A 16,784-nucleotide genomic window follows, 5' to 3' on the forward strand; every position below is an offset into this window, starting at 1 on the left:
TGTAATACCGTGGCTTGTCCACGGTATCCAGAATAACAACTTAATAATGTTATTTTTTTGTTTATTTTCCTGGATCCCGTGAATAAATCACGGGATGACAGAGAAAACAAAAGCTATATTTTAGGTATTTCGATTCTTACCGATAGTCCGCCTAAATCCTTGCTATCTTCTAAATAAATAGAGCCTTTGTGATCGTTTATTATTTCTTTAGTAATAGCAAGCCCAAGTCCTACGTTACTTGCATTATCAAGCTGTCTTGCTTTATCTGATCTATAAAACGGTTTAAATACAAGGTGTTTTTCCGTATCATCTATACCGGGACCGTTATCCTCAATAATTATAGCTACGGTAGATGAATTATCTTTTGAAGATATCTTAATTTTAGTGCCATATTTTATAGCGTTACCGATTAAATTGGACAAGGCTCTTTCAAAAGAATTCGGCTTAATTCGTACTTCTAGTTTATCTAAATTAGTAGATTTTATAAATTCAATATCTACATGTGACCATTTGTTTAAAAGATGTTCCATCCAAGGTAATAATAAAATTTCTTCAAATTCTTCTGTACTTTCACCTTTAGCAAAATCTAAATAAGAATTTATCATTTGCTGCATAGTTAATATATCTTGTTTTAACCCTTTGATTTCTTCGCTTTCTTCCATCAATTCAAGTTGTAGCTTCATTCTTGTTAAAGGAGTTCTAAGATCATGCGAAATCATAGCAAGCATAGTGGTTCTTTTAGTAATTTGTTTTTCTATACGGGCTTTCATTTTTAAAAAAGCAAGCCCTGCTTTTCTTATTTCTAAGGCTCCTGAAGGTTTGAAATTTTTGCCTTTTAAAACACCTTGACCAAATTTATCCATGCTATCCGCAAGAGTGAGTATTGATTTAATTTGATTTTTGGAGAAAATAATAGAAACAGAAAGTAATATAACTGTTAAAGATATAATCCATAAAACAAATATATATACTGTAGGATTAAGTAGTAACTTTGCAGGAAAAGTAATATATAATATTCCATCTTTTAATTCTAAAAATACTTCAATTTTATTTTCTTTATTTAGTTTAACTATATTTTTTTCATGGATTTTTGTAGCTAAAATATTTTTAAATATAGTTAGAGGCTCACTTAATTTAGGTTGTTTTATAGATAACTTTTTACTAAGCTGAAATTGATAAGATAAATTAAGATAATTTTCCGATAAATGGGTTATCTCTCTTGAATTATTTCTATGTTCTTTAATCAGTGATTCTATTTCATTGATAATAATAGTACTAGTATAATATGAAACATTATACCAATGACGATCGTAAAACAAAAATATAGCAACGATTTGTCCTATTAAAATCGGAATGATTATAATAAACATAAACCGTACAAATAATGTTCTCGGTAAAGCATATTTCAAAGAACTTGATACAAGCGAATTTTTCAAGACTCGCCTATGTTCACGTATTTTTATACGCTGTGCAGGCTCGCTTTTAAATTCATCTTGTCTGAAGCTCTTTGAAATATACTGTAATAATTTAGATATAAAGTGCATAGCCCTCATTACGCACGGTTTTTAAATATTTCGGTTCTTTTGGGTTGTCTTCTATTTTGTTTCTTATTCTTGTAATTTGTACGTCGATAGAACGCATACTAAGCCCTCCCATTATTTTTGAAAGTTCAAAACGACTAGTAGATTTACCGGAATTTTTTATTAATATCTCAAGTAATTTTTGTTCAGTAGAGCTAAGAGATACAATTTGATTATTCTTGGTAAATTCTTTTGTATCGGAATTATAAAAATTATTGCCGAATTTAATTATATTCGTTTCTTTTTTAAAGTTATTATAATTATTGATTAAGTTATTTATCCGAAGTAATAATTCTCTCGGTTCAAAAGGTTTAGTTATATAATCAGAGGCACCGGCTTCAAGTCCTTTAACACGGTCATCGGCTTCCGATAAAGCAGTAAGCATAACTATAGGAATATTATTACCGGCATCCCTTATAGTAGTAGCAAAATCAAGCCCTGTTATTTCAGGTAACATAACATCTAAAATAATTAAATCATAATTAGAAGTTTTTAATAGATTTTTAGCTTCTATGACTGAGCTTGCCGTTGATACTAAAAACTCGTTATTATTTAAAAACTGCTTTAAAAGTGCTAATATTCTGCTATCATCATCAACGATTAAAATATGTGCTTTGTATGTATGCATGTATACTCGTTTAATTTGAAAAATTGGTATTAGCTTTTCTATCATATACCAGCTTGCAATGACTATTGACAATACTTTAATATAAATATAGGTTAATGACAATGATAAAACTAGAGCAAATTTTTTGGCATATTTGGATTAACGGTGATTTAGTTCCTTATCAATTTGCAAGGATTCATGTTTTAACTCATAGCCTGCATTATTCAGGATCGGTATTTGAGGGTGAGAGAGCTTATAACGGCAAAGTTTTTAAACTAAAAGAACATACGGAAAGATTAATAAAATCAGCAGAAGCATTAGGTTTGAAAGTACCGTATAATGTTGATGAGATTATGAAAGCTCATGAACTTGTAATAAAACAAAATAATATTAAGGATGCATACATAAGACCGCTTATTTGGAGTGGAGACGAGTCGCTAAATATCACTAATCAGTATTTATCTACTAATCTTTTGATTGCCGGTATTCCATCTATGCCGAGGTCTTTTGAGAAAGGTATAAATTTGCATGTAAGCCACTGGCGTAAAGCAATGCCTGATAGCACGCCGGTACAATCTAAATCCGCCGCTCAATATAATATGGCAATAACGAGTAAAAAAGAAGCTAAAGCTCTTGGCTATGATGATGCATTATTACTTGATTATGAAGGGTATATCGCTGAATGCACTACAACAAATATTTTCTTTGTTAAAGATAAAACATTATATACTCCAATTGCTGATAGGTTTTTAAACGGTATAACAAGACAGACTATTATTGAAATTGCAAAAGATTTAGGTCTAGAAGTAAAAGAAGAGCGTTTAAAATTAGAGCAAATAGAGGATTTTACCGGATGCTTTGTTACAGGCACGGCAATCGAGGTACAAAATATTGATTCTATAGATTTAGGCAATAAAAAGATTACTTTCGATGATCATCAAATTGCAGATCGTTTGAAAGAAGAGTATGGGCGTGTTGTTAGGGAGTAGAAGAAACGTCATTGTGGGAGGTATTGCCCGTGCGTGGACCGAGTCGTCATTGCGAGCAGTCGTAGACTGCGTGGCAATCTCATCAAATAATAACAAACTCCTGAGATTGCTTCGTTGAATTACTACGTAATTCTTCTCGCAATGACGATTTAATAAGCTAAACAATTAAAATCAAAAAATCATGCATAACATATTTAAAGGTTTAATTACTGCACTTATAACACCTTTTAAAGATAATAAGTTAGACTTATATGCTTTAGAGAGAATTTTAAAATATCAAATAAAGCATGAAGTCGATGCAGTATTAATTGCAGGCTCAACCGGAGAAGGTAGTAGTTTAAGCTTTGAAGAATATAAATTATTACTGCAAACTAGCGTAGAAATCGTTAATAAGCGTATTTCTATAATAAGCGGGTGTTCATCAAATAATACTGCTTATGCACGAGAACTTGCAGCGGAATCTACAAAAATCGGTGTAGATGGTTTTATGGCTAGTCCGCCATCTTATGTAAAACCTACCCAACACGGGATTTATAAGCATTTTGAAGCATTGCATGAAGCGTGTAATCTACCTATTATGTTATATTCAGCTCCAACTAGAAGCGGAGTAGATTTTTCTGATGAGACAATATTGAGACTTAGCAAGCTACTGCGTATTTTAGCATTAAAAGATTGTGGCGTAGATTTAGAACGTCTATTGCGGATTAGAGCAATAGTTAAAGAGGATTTCAACATTTTAACCGGTAATGATGAAGTAGTCTTAGCTTTTAACGCTCAAGGTGGGGTAGGGTGGACTTCCGTAGCTTCTAATATTGCTCCCAATATGTGTAAAGAGCTATTAGAGAAGTGGTATAAGAATGATACTAAAGGAGCATTAGGAATCCATCAGAAATTACTGCCTTTATATAAAGCATTATTTGTAGAATCTAATCCGATTCCAATAAAATATGCTGCACATTATTTAGGTTTATGTGAAAATGAAATTAGACTCCCATTAACTGAAGCAAGTGATAGTGCTAAAAAACAAATTGAAAACATCATAACATCACTATCCATAAAAATATGACCGAATATAAGAAAGTTATTGCACAAAATAAGAAAGCCCTTTTTAATTATTTTATTGAAGAAAGATTAGAAGCAGGTATTGTATTAAAGGGTAGTGAAGTACAGTCTCTGCGTCAAGGCAAAGCTTCTATAGAAGAAAGCCATGCGGCAGATACCGGACATGAGGTATTTTTGTATAACTGCCATATTGCAGAATATGAAAAAGCGAATAGATTTAATCATTCTACTCGTAGACCGCGTAAATTATTGTTGCATACTAAAGAGATAAAGAAAATTATCGGTAGAATTAGAATAAAAGGCTATACGCTAGTAGCTCTTTCTATGTATTTTAATAAAAAAAATAAAGTGAAAGTTGAACTTGGTATTGCTAAAGGTAAGAAATTACATGATAAAAGAGAGTCAATTAAAGAAAAAGACTGGAAAAGAGATCAGAGCAGATTAATAAGACAGAAGTAATGGATTTTGTTGTGTGGGCTCGACGTATTCGGTGTCATCCCGTGGCTTGACCACGGTATCCAGAAAAATAAACTTTAATATCAATAATTTTAATATTTTAAGCTGGATAGCAGTATGACAACGGAAAAACCTATCCATGATCCATGCAGCAAATAACCGAACTAGATGACATTGAACCAGCTTTCTTGAAATGAAGTAAAAACAATTTAGAATTTTTAAAAAGGTATTTATGCAGCATATTATATGTAAAATATTGGTTATATTTGTAGTTGTGATAGGAGTTTTATTTGTTTTCAAAACAATGAAAACTTATTCTACAAATCCGGTTTCCGTTGAGGTTAAACAAAGCGAGGATGCAAGGAAATGTGAAGAGGAAAGAGTCCAAGAAATAATCAAAGATTATTTGCTTAAAACTCCGGAAATAATAATAGAATCAATAGAAGGGTTGCAAAAACGTAAAGTACAGGAAAATGAGACTAAAGTTAATAACTATCTAAAAGATAATAAGTTAGGTATTGAGGATAGCACAAGCTTTCCTGTTATAGGAAATAAAGACGATGATGTAACAATAATTGCTTTTTATGATTATAATTGTTCTTATTGTAAAAAAGGTGATGTTTCTATAAATGAATTATTGCAAAATGATCCAAAAGTTAAAGTTATATTACGACCGCTTCCTATCCTTGGAGATGCTTCCGAATATCTTGCAAGAATAGTTTTAGCCGTTTATAAGGTCAATCCAAGTAAATTTAAAGCTGTTCATGATGAATTAATAAAAATAAGAGATGTTTCTAAGGAATCTATAAAAGAATTATTAACCGAGAATGGCTTAAATGCTACGGAAATTGAAGAAATTGCCGATAGCAATGAGATTAAAGATTTAATTACTCAAAATATGAAAATAGCTAGAAGCCTTAGAATCCAAGGAGTACCTGCGTATATAATTGATTCAAAATTAATACCTGGGTTAATAGATTTTCCACAATTACTAAATATAGTTAAAGAAATTAGGGATAATAAGAGTTCTTAAGAATTGTTGCGTAGATCGGTTTTTCTGTCATTGCGAGGAAAAACTGTAAGTTTTAACGAGGCAATCCAGTAAAAAATTCTGTAAATCAGAATTTTTATTATTTTTTCTAGATTGCCACGCTCCTTGCGATGAGCGAAGCGACGTGGCAACCTTGTCAAGCATCCTGAGATTGCTTCGTCAATTACTTACGTACTTTCCTCGCAATGACGAATTTAGCCTTTATTCAGTAAATCCAGCATAGTTTTACCGATATCGGCAGGGGATCTAGTAATAGTTACGCCGGCACTTTGTAGAGCTTCAAGCTTATCTTCGGCACTTCCTTTTCCTCCGGCAATAATAGCTCCGGCATGTCCCATTCTTTTACCTGGAGGTGCTGTAATACCTGCAATAAAGCTAACAATAGGCTTCTTAATTTTTGATTGTTTGATAAACTCAGCTGCATCTTCTTCCGCATTACCGCCAATTTCACCAATCATAATAATTGCTTTTGTCTCATCATCTTTCAAAAACATTTCAATACAATCAACAAAATTAGTATCGTTAACAGGATCGCCGCCTATACCGACACACGTAGATTGTCCAAGTCCTACTGCTGTTGTCTGTGCTACTGCTTCATAAGTTAGAGTACCTGATCTTGAAACAATACCTATCGTTCCTCTTTTATGAATATGCCCAGGCATAATACCGATTTTACATTCACCCGGTGTGATAACCCCAGGGCAGTTAGGACCGATTAATCTAGTTTTAGAGCCGACTAAAACACGTTTTACTTTTACCATATCAAGTACCGGGATTCCTTCCGTTATACATACTACTACTTCAATTTCGGCATCGATTGCTTCTAATATCGAATCAGCGGCAAAGCCGGGCGGAACATATATAACGCTCGCATTTGCACCGGTTTTTGCTTTTGCTTCATGTACGGTATTATATACAGGTAAATCAAGGTGAGTATGACCGCCTTTGCCAGGTGTAACACCGCCAACCATGTTAGTGCCATAAGCTATCGCTTGTTCAGAGTGAAAAGTTCCTTGTGAACCAGTAAAACCCTGACAGATAACTTTTGTTTTTTTATTTATTAATATTGCCATTTTTAATACGCTATTTTAAAAATTTGTTGTATTTAATACTGTTTGTATTTCAAGAATTGAATTTTATAGCGTACATATAGTACGTGAGGCATCACGAGTCCTTGATAAAATGAAAGAGCAATTCTTGAAATATAAGCAGTATTACCTTATCGCTTCAACTATCTTGCTTGCAGCATCTGCTAAATCATGTGCCGGTATTATTTCTAAACCGGAATTTGATAAAATTTCTTTGCCTTTTTCAACGTTTGTACCGGCTAAACGAACCACTAACGGTACTTTTATGCCTATTTCTTTTGCAGCTGCAATAATTCCTTCAGCTATAATATCACAACGCATGATACCGCCGAAAATATTAACTAAAATCCCTTGTACTTCTTTATCGGATAGAATTATTTTTAAAGCTTCTTTTACACACTCACGATCGGCCCCGCCACCGACATCCAAGAAATTAGCAGGCGAAGCACCGTAAAGTTTAATAATATCCATAGTAGCCATGGCAAGACCGGCCCCGTTAACCATACAGCCGATATTACCGTCCATTTTTACATAGCTAAGTCCTGCATTTGCCGCTCTAGTTTCTAAAGGATCTTCCTCATCGTGATCACGCATTGCCGTAATATTCGGATGCTTAAATAAGCCATTATCGTCAAAAGTAATTTTTGCATCTAAAGCTAATAAGTTCCCGTCGCTATTTACAATTAACGGGTTGATTTCAATTTGTGCTGCATCGGTTTCAATAAAAGCATTATAGACTGATTTTACTATTTCTTTCATCTGTTTGACTTGGTTATCCTTAAAGCCTAACTCATAAGCTATGCCTCGCATATGAAAATCTTGTAAACCGGTTGCAGGATCAACGGAAAATTTAATAATTTTTTCCGGAGTTTTTTCTGCTACTTCTTCAATATCAACTCCTCCTTCAGTAGAAGCTATGAAAGTAATACAGCTAGCCGATCTATCAAATACTATACTGCAATAATATTCTTTTAAAATATCACAACCTGATTCGATATAAAGACGGTTTACTTTTTGTCCTTGAGGCCCTGTTTGATGCGTTACTAAATTAATACCAAACATGTCATGAGCAACTTTTTTGGCTTCTTCTTTACTCTTAACAACCTTAACACCGCCTGCTTTACCTCTACCGCCGGCATGTATTTGTGCTTTAACCACATATACTTCCGTATTTAATTTATCTATGGTTTCATTAATCCTTTCGGTTTTCGTAACAACTAGCCCGGTGGAAGTAGGTACGCCGTATTTTCTTAAAATCTCTTTTGCTTGATATTCATGAATATTCATTTTAAATAATTTATTTAAATAATAAAAGCACAGTATAATAACTAATCTTTAAGCTGTAAAGAAGAGAGTTCTTTGTTATTTAATGTCATACTGTGACTTGACCACGGTATCTTGTATCACAGGCTGTATCCTGAGACTCAAAGCCACGGGGTGACATTGTGCTACTCATTCAACATCCTCTTAAGTACGTTATCTTTCCTAATAAAGTGATGATATAACGCAGCTAGTATATACAAAATAATTAAAGTAGTAAATAACAAAGCAGCCTTTTTATGGATTTTTTTAAAGATTTTGGCAAATTGTAAATCTTGAGCAAAAGAATTTATAGTAAACAAACCAAAAAATCAATATGATGGTTTGATAAAATAGTCATTAGAAAGACGCTTATCGGCATTAATAACATTAAAAGATATAGCAATTTATATTAATATTAGCGGTTTTTTTCTGCCAATTCGGCATGTCTTCCGGTAGCAAAACTTAGCATTATAGAATTTCCATAAAAGCCTTATTATTACTAAAGATAAAACAACTATGCCGGTTGCTTCATGTATCCCGTATAGTTGCCATTTTAAAGGAGGCTCTACGAAATTATCCATTGAGAAACCGACAACGAGCATTACTATAACTATAATACTCATGACCCAGTGAAAAAGTTTTGCAATTAAGCCGTAAGAATTTTCAGTGTTTGTAAGTAGCATGATACCCCCAAAATTGGTTGCATTGTCATCCCATGGCTTGACCACGGTATCTAGAAAACAACTTGTGAATTTTACTGGATCCCGTGGTCAAGCCACGGGATAACACCGAACGCGTTTTTTGATTCATGTACAACGATCCCCGCTCGCAATGACGTAGTATATCAATTCCCAACCACCTTATCTATAATCTTTTCTGCCTCTTCGCCGGTAATTTTTTCTTTATCATTCAGGATGAGATTAGCATTCTTTAAGTCATCTCCTATATGCTCTGCTCTTCCTTTTAAAATCTTGGCTAAAAATTGTTCGGCAAGAGCGTAATATGAGATTTTGTTACCTGGTTTTGCAAAGCCGTGTCCTTCATCTTTGTAAAGTGCATAAACTACCGGTATATGCTTTGCTTTCATGCTATTTACAATTTGATCGGATTCTGTTTGTTTTACACGAGGATCGTTAGCTCCTTGAGCAATAAAAAGTGGTTTTTTAATATTATCAACAAATGTTAAAGGAGAGCGTTCGTTTAAAAATTCTATATCTTTTTCGTTGTCCCAAGGTCCAATTCTTTTTTTTAATTCATTTAAAGCCGGTTCCCAATAAGGCGGCACACTTTTAATTAAGGTTAATAAATTTGAAGGTCCTACCATATCAACACCGCAAGCAAATACGTCCGGCGTCATAGTAAGACCGACTAAAGTTGCATAACCACCGTAACTACCGCCCATAATACAAATTTTATCAGGGTCAGTGATATTATTCTTAACTGCCCAGTTGACTCCATCAAGTAAATCATAATGCATCTTTCTTCCCCATTCGAGGTTACTAGCATTAACAAAATCCTTACCAAAGCCTGTAGAACCACGGTAATTAACAGTTAAAACTGCGTAGCCACGGTTTGCAAGCCATTGATGCTCAGGATCATATCCCCAACTATCACGTACCCACGGACCACCATGAACATTTAAGATTAGAGGTACTTTTCTATCGGGTATATTATTTTCATCAAGCTTTACATCATTTGGGAAAGTTATATAGCTAACTAAATTAAGTCCATCACGTGACTTGATAATTACCGGAATCATCTTAGCAAGATTATATTGCTCAAGTTCTTTACGGTTAGTAAATAAAAATTCGGCTTTTTTATTTGCCCTATCATATTTATAATATTTCACCGGTGCATTATCACTATCATAAGCTACAATCCAAGTTTTATCATCTAGTGTTCTGCTATTAATAATTAAATCCCCACGATCAAGAGCTTGCAAATATTTAACATCATCTTCAATGTCTGTATCTAATATTTTGTATGATACTCTATCATAATCTATAGATACCGCTTGAGGAGTTTGTTTGGTAGGATGCACGGTAAATAAGCCTATATCGGCTTTTGCATCTTCGGCTAATATTTCTTCTTTACCGTTTATAAGTGTTATAGCTTTAAGTGCAGAAGTATTGCGATTGCGTCCATCAACTATATAAAGAATTTCATCACTAGCATCAAAGCCTAAAATAGAAGTATTCGCTGAATCTTCCATTGATATTTTAGTAAATAATTCCCACTTATCATTTTTTAGTTCGTAGTATTCCGTACCTCCGTCTTTATCAGGTGCAGCAGCGTATCTTATTTGTAAATTATTATCTATGATAAAACCTGTAAATTTCTCATTTTTTAATACTAGCTCTTTTTCTAAAGTATCTAGATTTAATTTATAAACATCAAAATATTTAGGATCACGCTCATTTAAATCTATTAATATTTCATTAGAGCTTTTATAACTTATCGCAACTATACCAGCTCTAACATCACGCTCAGGAGTGAGTAACTTTGTTTCTTTAGTCTCTAGGTTATAGCTATAAAGCCTAAAATTTTCATCACCCTTATGATCTTGAGAATATATAATATTCTTATTATTATAAGCTATCATATAGTCTCTTATTCCCCGATCTTTATCATGAGTTATAGATTCTGCTTTACTAATATCGTCTGATGGTGCTAGCCAAATATTCAAGACGCCGTCTTTGGGTGCAACATATAGAATATATTTGCCGTCGTGGGTTAGAGAAACCCTTGCTTTATCAGGGTTACCGAATAAAACTTTTCTTGGGATTATTTGATTGTTATTCACTATCGTTTGCTTTTGAAACATAAAAATACCGACACTTATTATTAATATAGTAGCTATAATATAGAAAATTTTGCTCATTACTAATGGTTTGTTATGTTATTTATAAGTGTCATGCCGTGAATCTAGAGTTGTCATTGCGAGCAGACATTGTTGCGTGTATCAATTCCACCGCTGTCATCCTGCGACTTGATCGTGGGATCCAGTTTAAAATACTAAATATTTTTTATTGTTTTTTGGATACCGTGGTCAAGCCACGGTATGACACTGAATGCGTTTTTCGATCCAAGCAACAATGCCTTGCGAGCAGCCGTAGGCTGCGTGGCAATCTCGTCAAATATCCTGAGATTACTTCGTAATTTCCTCACAATGACGACTTGGTGTTCACGCAAGTAGCATCTCCTCGTAATGACCTAGAATTTTATTTACACTCTCTCAATATTGCTTAAAAACCAATCAACTTCTTTGGCATTAGCATTACGTGTAAATGTCCATTCTTCTTTTAAATCTTCGATTTTGTCAACTACATTTTTACCTTGAAATAGTAATTTAATAAATATGTTATTACCGAACATGTAAATTTCTGAATATTTTGCACTTAAAGCCGATGAGTCAAAAAAATTACCGTAAGACGGCGTTATTTTTTCAAATTCTTCCAAGTATCTTTTATCTATCAGCTCAGATAATTCTTGAGTGTCTTTTTTATAAGCAGCTTCTATAATCATTTGAAAAGCAGTTTTAGCATTATTTACAAATTTAACCGGATCAAAGGAATAAAGGCGTTTATGGACTTGTTCCATTCCATCTACGACCGTAGTTATATTGTGTTCCACTATTATATTTTTAAAGGCTTTAATATCTTGGGCTGTTGGAATATTTTTTTCTTCTTTATTAGATTTAACTGTACTGTAAGTTATGTCCTTAATAACCGGTTCGCCAAAATAAGATTTTTGCTTTGTCTGTTCCTCTTCTGAAGTAGAACCGAGAGTCGTAATTAATTTGTTAATAATAAAAAAGGCAATAACGGCAAAAATTAATAACTCTATTATTTGAGGAGACATTTTCTATTTATTTTTATTAAAAGATTATTCTTATATATTAATATAAAAAAATAATCTTTTAAAGTTATTTAATAAAAATAAGGATTTATTTTTATTTTAGTTATACTTAAAGTTTAAAAAATATTAAAAAATAGCTAAAATATCTTGATTATTTCAATTATTATGATATTATCATTTTGTAAATGATGTTTAAACTCTATCATTGCAAAACATTTATAGCCTTTAGTCCATTTATGCTAGGGGGTTGTTGTACTAAAGCTTAATTTTTAAGCGTTTTTAGTATAACGGATATTGTTTTCAATGATTGAGTTTATCCCCTAGCACCTATATATTTTTTAGTAACTCTTCCACTTTTATAGCATTATCAAATCCGTGATCGTAATGAAATCTTATATCAGGCGAGAATTTCATATTTATTTTATTAGTAATAAAATTTCTGATAGCATTTTTAGAATTATTTAATGCATCCATAATTTCATCTATTGTTAGTTTAGTATTAAAAGGCAAGAAATAACAATTAGCTATTTTTAGGTCGGCAGTAACTATAACTTTCGTAATAGTAAGAGGACAATCAAAAAGTCTGCTATCCAGCATTTTACCACGCCTTAGAATTTCGATTAATGCTTCATTTATAATGCTTGCTAATTTTTGTTGTCTATGAGAATTAGTTTTGGTTAATTTTTTCATGAGTTAAAATATATACAATTCTAGAGCATAATAGCATGCTTTTGCCAAACAACCAATACCTAAAAATTTTAGAAATTTTGTTTTAAAAAAACCGGAAAATAAGGAAATAAAGCATCCCCAAAAAGGAAAGGCCATTAAGAAAATTATAAATATCTCATATTTATAATATAATTTTGTTAAATTTTTATGTCTTAAGATATTTTGTTCATTTTTGGAAGCATAAAAGATATTTAAAACTATTCTTCCAAAAATATAATTGACTGCATTACCGCTAAGAGAAGCACAAATAGCTACTAGCAGCATTATTAAACTATTATAGCCCCTAAACATTTTCATAGAGTGAAATATTAATTCATTCTGAAAACCGATAACAAGATTTGAGACAAAACTATCAACAAATAATAAACTATATGCTTCAAATTGATTCATAAATGTAATATATTGAATTTTAATTAGGGGCATTAATCGTCATTGCGAGCGACTATAAGGAGCGTGGCAATCTCATGAAGTAATATAAAATCCCTGAGGTTGCTTCGTCAATTGCTATGCAATTTCCTCGCAATGACGATTTCGGCAACCCTTACTATCTAACACCAAAATAAAGTAACCGGCAATGAAAAAGCAAATTATTTATCCTGATTTTATAGCACGAATTTTTTCTACGGCACTTGATTTATCATTATTTGCCTTTATAGCAATCCCAATATCACAATTTTGTTCTTTTAATTTATTATGGTTGTTCTTTAATGATTATTTCCTTAGCAATAACATTAATCTTCATAATCCCAATGAAATGTTTAACTCTGTTATGAGTCAGGAATTTTATGAATATCTTAAAGCAGGAAATTTTAATAAATATATTTTGTTTAATATTTCAATTTTTGCTACTAATATATTAGTAATAGGCTCATATTTCATAACACTTTGGTATTATAAAGGTGCAACGCTTAGTAAAATGTTTTTACGTATGAAAATCGTAGATGCCGTAACATTAAATCGTCCGACTTTAAAGCAGTTAATTAAAAGATTTTTAGGATATATGACTTTTCCTATAGGTATTTTTTTCATACTTTTTTCTTCTAAAAAACAAGCATTACATGATAAAATAGCCGGAACCGTCGTTATTAAGTCTTAAATATACTTCTAAGTAATAGACGAAGTTTAATTTGGAAAAGAGCAAGGAGTTTATAAGGCGAGGAGCGGAGCGTATACTTAATACGTGGCTACCTGCGAACTTATTAGACGACGTAGCCAATTTTTCAAATTAAACGAGTATATTTATGAATGAAACAAATGATAATGATATAGATCAGCTAATTTACCTTTTTTCAAAATTACCCGGTCTTGGTAGTAGGTCGGCAAGACGTATAGTATTATACTTACTACAAGATAAAGATATAAGGTTAAAAAGCCTGATTAATAATCTTGTAGAGATAGATAAGAAAATAGTAAAATGCAAGATTTGCGGTAATATGGATACGGAAAATATTTGCCGTATTTGTTCTTCTGAATATAGAGATAAATCAATTATTGCTATTGTCGAAACTGTGGCTGAATTATGGGCAATAGAGCGTAGCGGTAATTTTAAAGGTTTATATCATGTACTCGGTCATAATTTATCGGCAGCTAGTAGACAAAACCCTAGCATACTTCGGTTACCTGAACTACTTAAAAGATGTTTTGCAGAAAATATTAAAGAAGTTATTATTGCTACTAATTCTACTTTAGAAGGTCAGACTACTGCTTATTTTATTACAGAATATTTAAAAGAGCATCCTGCTAAAATTTCTCGCCTTGCTAGTGGTATACCTATCGGAGGTGAACTTGATTATTTAGACGAAGGTACTTTATCTGCCGCTATTAACCTACGCCAACCTTTTGAGTAAAATATTAATAAAAATTGACAATTTTATTAAAAAATGTTTAATCTGAAGCTTCTATATCACAAAAGAGGTTTTATGCAGAATTTTAAAATTAATTCAAAATCGGTTGCTAATATGGTAGCACAGATTAGAGTAAAACAATTAGCTATTAGAGATTCACAAAATAAAATTCAAAAAATTATAGTTGAAGAAAGAGGAAAGAAGTTTAATAAAAGCAACGAAGAGTTAGTGCAAGAAATAGAGGACAAAATACAGCAATATTTAGAAACTAGTAAAGCAATAAATAATTACTTAAAAGATCAAAGTATAGATGATGTAGAATTAAAATACAATAAAACTGATATACAGCTCAAAATGGTTTATGAATATGTGAAACAACAAAAAGGTAATTTAATAGACCAAATAATAAAAAAGAAATTTTATCATGGTCTATCAAATGACATATCTCCTAATGAATTACCTGTTTTACAATCGGATAGTAGGATCTCGTATTGGGGTAATGAAAATTCTTCTGTTAGTTCAGTATTATTAAAGAGTATTGCTAAAATACTTAAAGCTGAAACACCTACTATGATAGGTGCTGCTACATTTTATCTAATTTAGTACCAAAACATTATCCTTTTGCTAATGAAGAAGGAATATTACTTTTTGGAGATTACCAATTTGGCGGTCATAACTACTTTGAAAATTGGTCAGTATTCGCTCCAGAGGATTGCTCAAGTTCAGTAGGTAAAGCGACTTATGTAAAGGCTGAACAAATAAAAGATATATCAACTCAAAAAATGAAAGAAGACTGAAGTCAATATGGTTATGAGTTAGTTGTCGAATTAGATGGTAGTATAAATGATAGTAAATTAGAATTAGTAAAGCCAGGAGATATTTGCCTTTATAAAGATAAGCCTCATGTAGGAATAATTGCAAATATCTTAGAAAAAAGTATAACCACATTACAATTTGCTAGAGATATAGATAGAGAAAGAGAAAAAATATTGGGTGGTGGAATTTATTATGATAATTTGAGTGATGATAAATATGCTGCTTATATTTTACGTGAACCATTAAGTGAGTCTATATCCTTAAGTAATCTTTTAAATAAGATAGATGCAAAATATGTAGAGCTATAGTAAACTGAGATGTATAATACAAGTCTACTTTTTTAAAATAATTTTAAGTAAAATTAATATTTTATTAATATAATATTTAAAAATTGTTAATTTCTGACCTCTATGTAATTCTAAAGAGGGGGCTTGTATTTAAGGAATATTGCGAGTTTCGAGCGGTAACCATAAAATATGGTTATTTTCAGAAAAGTTAATAGAAGACTTTTTTGATTTCATAATGCCTAGTTATTTTTAGCAAGGCATCATACATTAATTTAATTCTTAGTCAAAAAATTATTAATATTTTTTAATTACCCACCGAATTGCTCTTTAATAATTCTATCTTCCAGCGTATGGTTTTTATTAAAGAGCAGTTTGATAGGCTTATCCTTAGTAGATTTAACGGTAACATTTGTGATATTATTAAACTCCTGAAAGTCGGCAGTAGCATTTACCGGTCGTTTGTTTGTATTAAGTATTTCAAATTTAATCGTAGCAGATGAAAGCAGTAAAGCGCCGTGCCATCTACGCGGTCTAAACGAGCAGATAGGGGTTAGGCATAACATGTTTGACTCAAGCGGTAAAATAGGACCGCCGGCAGATAAATTATAAGCACTACTGCCGGCAGGTGTTGCAACTAAAGCTCCGTCTGCTACTAATTTGCTCATTCTCTCTATCCCGTTTACGTCTATTCTAAATTTAGCAGCTTGATTAGTTTTACGAAATATCGATACTTCGTTAATAGCAAGTGCCGTATATATTTGACCGCTCGTATCTTCGACTTCCATAAGAAGAGGATTTAGGATAGAAACCGTACTTTCATGTATATTTTGTAATAAATTCTTGGTATCTAAAGGATTCATTAAAAAGCCGAGGCTTCCTAAATTAACTCCATAAAAAGGGATATTAAGATGCATATAACGGTGAATATTATGTAGTAATTCTCCATCGCCGCCTATTACGATAATTGCTTCTGCTTCCTCTATTTTACAATAATTATAGAGTTTTCTTATTTCCTCTATAATAGCTAGATGTTTGGAATTTTGGTTATAAATCAATGCTATTTTATTTATATTCATTATATGAATTTCTTTTTTAATATATAGACGCTTAGCTAA

General features: G+C 32.0%; 20 protein-coding genes and 1 pseudogene. 8 read left to right on the plus strand and 13 right to left on the minus strand.

Features of this window, described 5'->3' with window-relative positions:
* Window positions 1-113: 113 nt before the first annotated feature.
* Window positions 114-1,544, minus strand: coding sequence for a palindromic element RPE3 domain-containing protein (locus tag MB29_RS00175; RefSeq protein WP_215426129.1), 1,431 nt, complete (start codon window positions 1,542-1,544; stop codon window positions 114-116).
* Entirely contained in the window at window positions 1,528-2,208 is a 681-nt protein-coding gene (locus MB29_RS00180; protein ID WP_032138664.1) for a response regulator transcription factor, read from the minus strand. Before MB29_RS00180 ends, MB29_RS00175 begins: the two co-directional genes overlap by 17 nt.
* Before the next feature lie 95 nt (window positions 2,209-2,303).
* Between MB29_RS00180 and MB29_RS00185 the strand changes: the two genes are divergently transcribed.
* The 4 genes from MB29_RS00185 (at window position 2,304) to MB29_RS00200 (ending at window position 5,727) form a co-directional block, all read left to right on the plus strand.
* The gene (locus MB29_RS00185; protein ID WP_032138582.1) at window positions 2,304-3,176 is read left to right on the plus strand and encodes a branched-chain amino acid transaminase; all 873 of its coding nucleotides are present in this window, start codon (window positions 2,304-2,306) and stop codon (window positions 3,174-3,176) included.
* A 181-nt stretch (window positions 3,177-3,357) separates the two neighbouring features.
* The gene (gene dapA / locus MB29_RS00190) at window positions 3,358-4,242 is read left to right on the plus strand and encodes a 4-hydroxy-tetrahydrodipicolinate synthase (protein ID WP_032138583.1); all 885 of its coding nucleotides are present in this window, start codon (window positions 3,358-3,360) and stop codon (window positions 4,240-4,242) included.
* The gene (smpB, locus tag MB29_RS00195; RefSeq protein WP_011270991.1) at window positions 4,239-4,697 is read left to right on the plus strand and encodes an SsrA-binding protein SmpB; all 459 of its coding nucleotides are present in this window, start codon (window positions 4,239-4,241) and stop codon (window positions 4,695-4,697) included. The genes dapA and smpB overlap by 4 nt, the downstream gene beginning before the upstream one ends.
* 229 nt (window positions 4,698-4,926) lie before the next feature.
* The gene (locus MB29_RS00200) at window positions 4,927-5,727 is read left to right on the plus strand and encodes a DsbA family protein (protein ID WP_032138584.1); all 801 of its coding nucleotides are present in this window, start codon (window positions 4,927-4,929) and stop codon (window positions 5,725-5,727) included.
* Window positions 5,728-5,939: 212 nt separating this feature from the next.
* Here MB29_RS00200 and sucD read toward each other — a convergent pair whose 3' ends face one another.
* The 10 genes and pseudogenes from sucD to MB29_RS00235 form a co-directional block, all read right to left on the minus strand.
* A complete protein-coding gene (sucD, locus tag MB29_RS00205) occupies window positions 5,940-6,818 on the minus strand; it encodes a succinate--CoA ligase subunit alpha (protein ID WP_032138585.1) in 879 nt (292 codons plus the stop codon).
* Between the two features lie 141 nt (window positions 6,819-6,959).
* Entirely contained in the window at window positions 6,960-8,120 is a 1,161-nt protein-coding gene (gene sucC, locus MB29_RS00210) for an ADP-forming succinate--CoA ligase subunit beta (protein WP_032138586.1), read from the minus strand.
* 161 nt (window positions 8,121-8,281) lie between these two features.
* The gene (locus tag MB29_RS12120; protein WP_233418813.1) at window positions 8,282-8,380 is read right to left on the minus strand and encodes a hypothetical protein; all 99 of its coding nucleotides are present in this window, start codon (window positions 8,378-8,380) and stop codon (window positions 8,282-8,284) included.
* A pseudogene (locus MB29_RS13565) lies at window positions 8,375-8,523 on the minus strand (cytochrome b); the annotation flags it as partial. The pseudogene MB29_RS13565 and the gene MB29_RS12120, both read right to left, overlap by 6 nt.
* 16 nt (window positions 8,524-8,539) lie before the next feature.
* Complete coding sequence (locus tag MB29_RS07795) at window positions 8,540-8,818, minus strand: cytochrome b (RefSeq protein WP_233418797.1); 279 nt, start codon at window positions 8,816-8,818, stop codon at window positions 8,540-8,542.
* 161 nt (window positions 8,819-8,979) lie between these two features.
* Complete coding sequence (locus MB29_RS00220) at window positions 8,980-11,016, minus strand: S9 family peptidase (RefSeq protein WP_032138587.1); 2,037 nt, start codon at window positions 11,014-11,016, stop codon at window positions 8,980-8,982.
* Between the two features lie 134 nt (window positions 11,017-11,150).
* Window positions 11,151-11,327, minus strand: a complete 177-nt coding sequence (locus MB29_RS14415; RefSeq protein ID WP_233418819.1) for a hypothetical protein — start codon at window positions 11,325-11,327, stop codon at window positions 11,151-11,153.
* A 33-nt stretch (window positions 11,328-11,360) separates the two neighbouring features.
* The gene (locus MB29_RS00225; RefSeq protein ID WP_032138588.1) at window positions 11,361-11,996 is read right to left on the minus strand and encodes a Tim44 domain-containing protein; all 636 of its coding nucleotides are present in this window, start codon (window positions 11,994-11,996) and stop codon (window positions 11,361-11,363) included.
* A 324-nt stretch (window positions 11,997-12,320) separates the two neighbouring features.
* Entirely contained in the window at window positions 12,321-12,683 is a 363-nt protein-coding gene (rbfA, locus tag MB29_RS00230) for a 30S ribosome-binding factor RbfA (protein WP_032138589.1), read from the minus strand.
* A gap of 3 nt (window positions 12,684-12,686) precedes the next feature.
* On the minus strand, window positions 12,687-13,112 hold the full coding sequence (locus MB29_RS00235; protein WP_032138665.1) for a YqaA family protein: 426 nt from the start codon (window positions 13,110-13,112) through the stop codon (window positions 12,687-12,689).
* Window positions 13,113-13,296: 184 nt separating this feature from the next.
* Between MB29_RS00235 and MB29_RS00240 the strand changes: the two genes are divergently transcribed.
* The 4 genes from MB29_RS00240 to MB29_RS13290 all read left to right on the plus strand — a co-directional run bounded on the left by MB29_RS00240 (window position 13,297) and on the right by MB29_RS13290 (window position 15,690).
* Window positions 13,297-13,818, plus strand: a complete 522-nt coding sequence (locus MB29_RS00240; protein ID WP_008579802.1) for an RDD family protein — start codon at window positions 13,297-13,299, stop codon at window positions 13,816-13,818.
* 145 nt (window positions 13,819-13,963) lie between these two features.
* Complete coding sequence (recR, locus tag MB29_RS00245) at window positions 13,964-14,569, plus strand: recombination mediator RecR (protein ID WP_032138590.1); 606 nt, start codon at window positions 13,964-13,966, stop codon at window positions 14,567-14,569.
* A 72-nt stretch (window positions 14,570-14,641) separates the two neighbouring features.
* A complete protein-coding gene (locus MB29_RS08945) occupies window positions 14,642-15,169 on the plus strand; it encodes a hypothetical protein (RefSeq protein ID WP_215426130.1) in 528 nt (175 codons plus the stop codon).
* A gap of 386 nt (window positions 15,170-15,555) precedes the next feature.
* The gene (locus tag MB29_RS13290; protein ID WP_267881701.1) at window positions 15,556-15,690 is read left to right on the plus strand and encodes a hypothetical protein; all 135 of its coding nucleotides are present in this window, start codon (window positions 15,556-15,558) and stop codon (window positions 15,688-15,690) included.
* 287 nt (window positions 15,691-15,977) lie between these two features.
* Here MB29_RS13290 and MB29_RS00255 read toward each other — a convergent pair whose 3' ends face one another.
* Window positions 15,978-16,745, minus strand: a complete 768-nt coding sequence (locus MB29_RS00255; protein ID WP_032138591.1) for an NAD kinase — start codon at window positions 16,743-16,745, stop codon at window positions 15,978-15,980.
* Between the last annotated feature and the right edge of the window lie 39 nt (window positions 16,746-16,784).

This window comes from Rickettsia tamurae, from assembly GCF_000751075.1.
Taxonomy (GTDB): Bacteria; Pseudomonadota; Alphaproteobacteria; order Rickettsiales; family Rickettsiaceae; genus Rickettsia; species Rickettsia tamurae.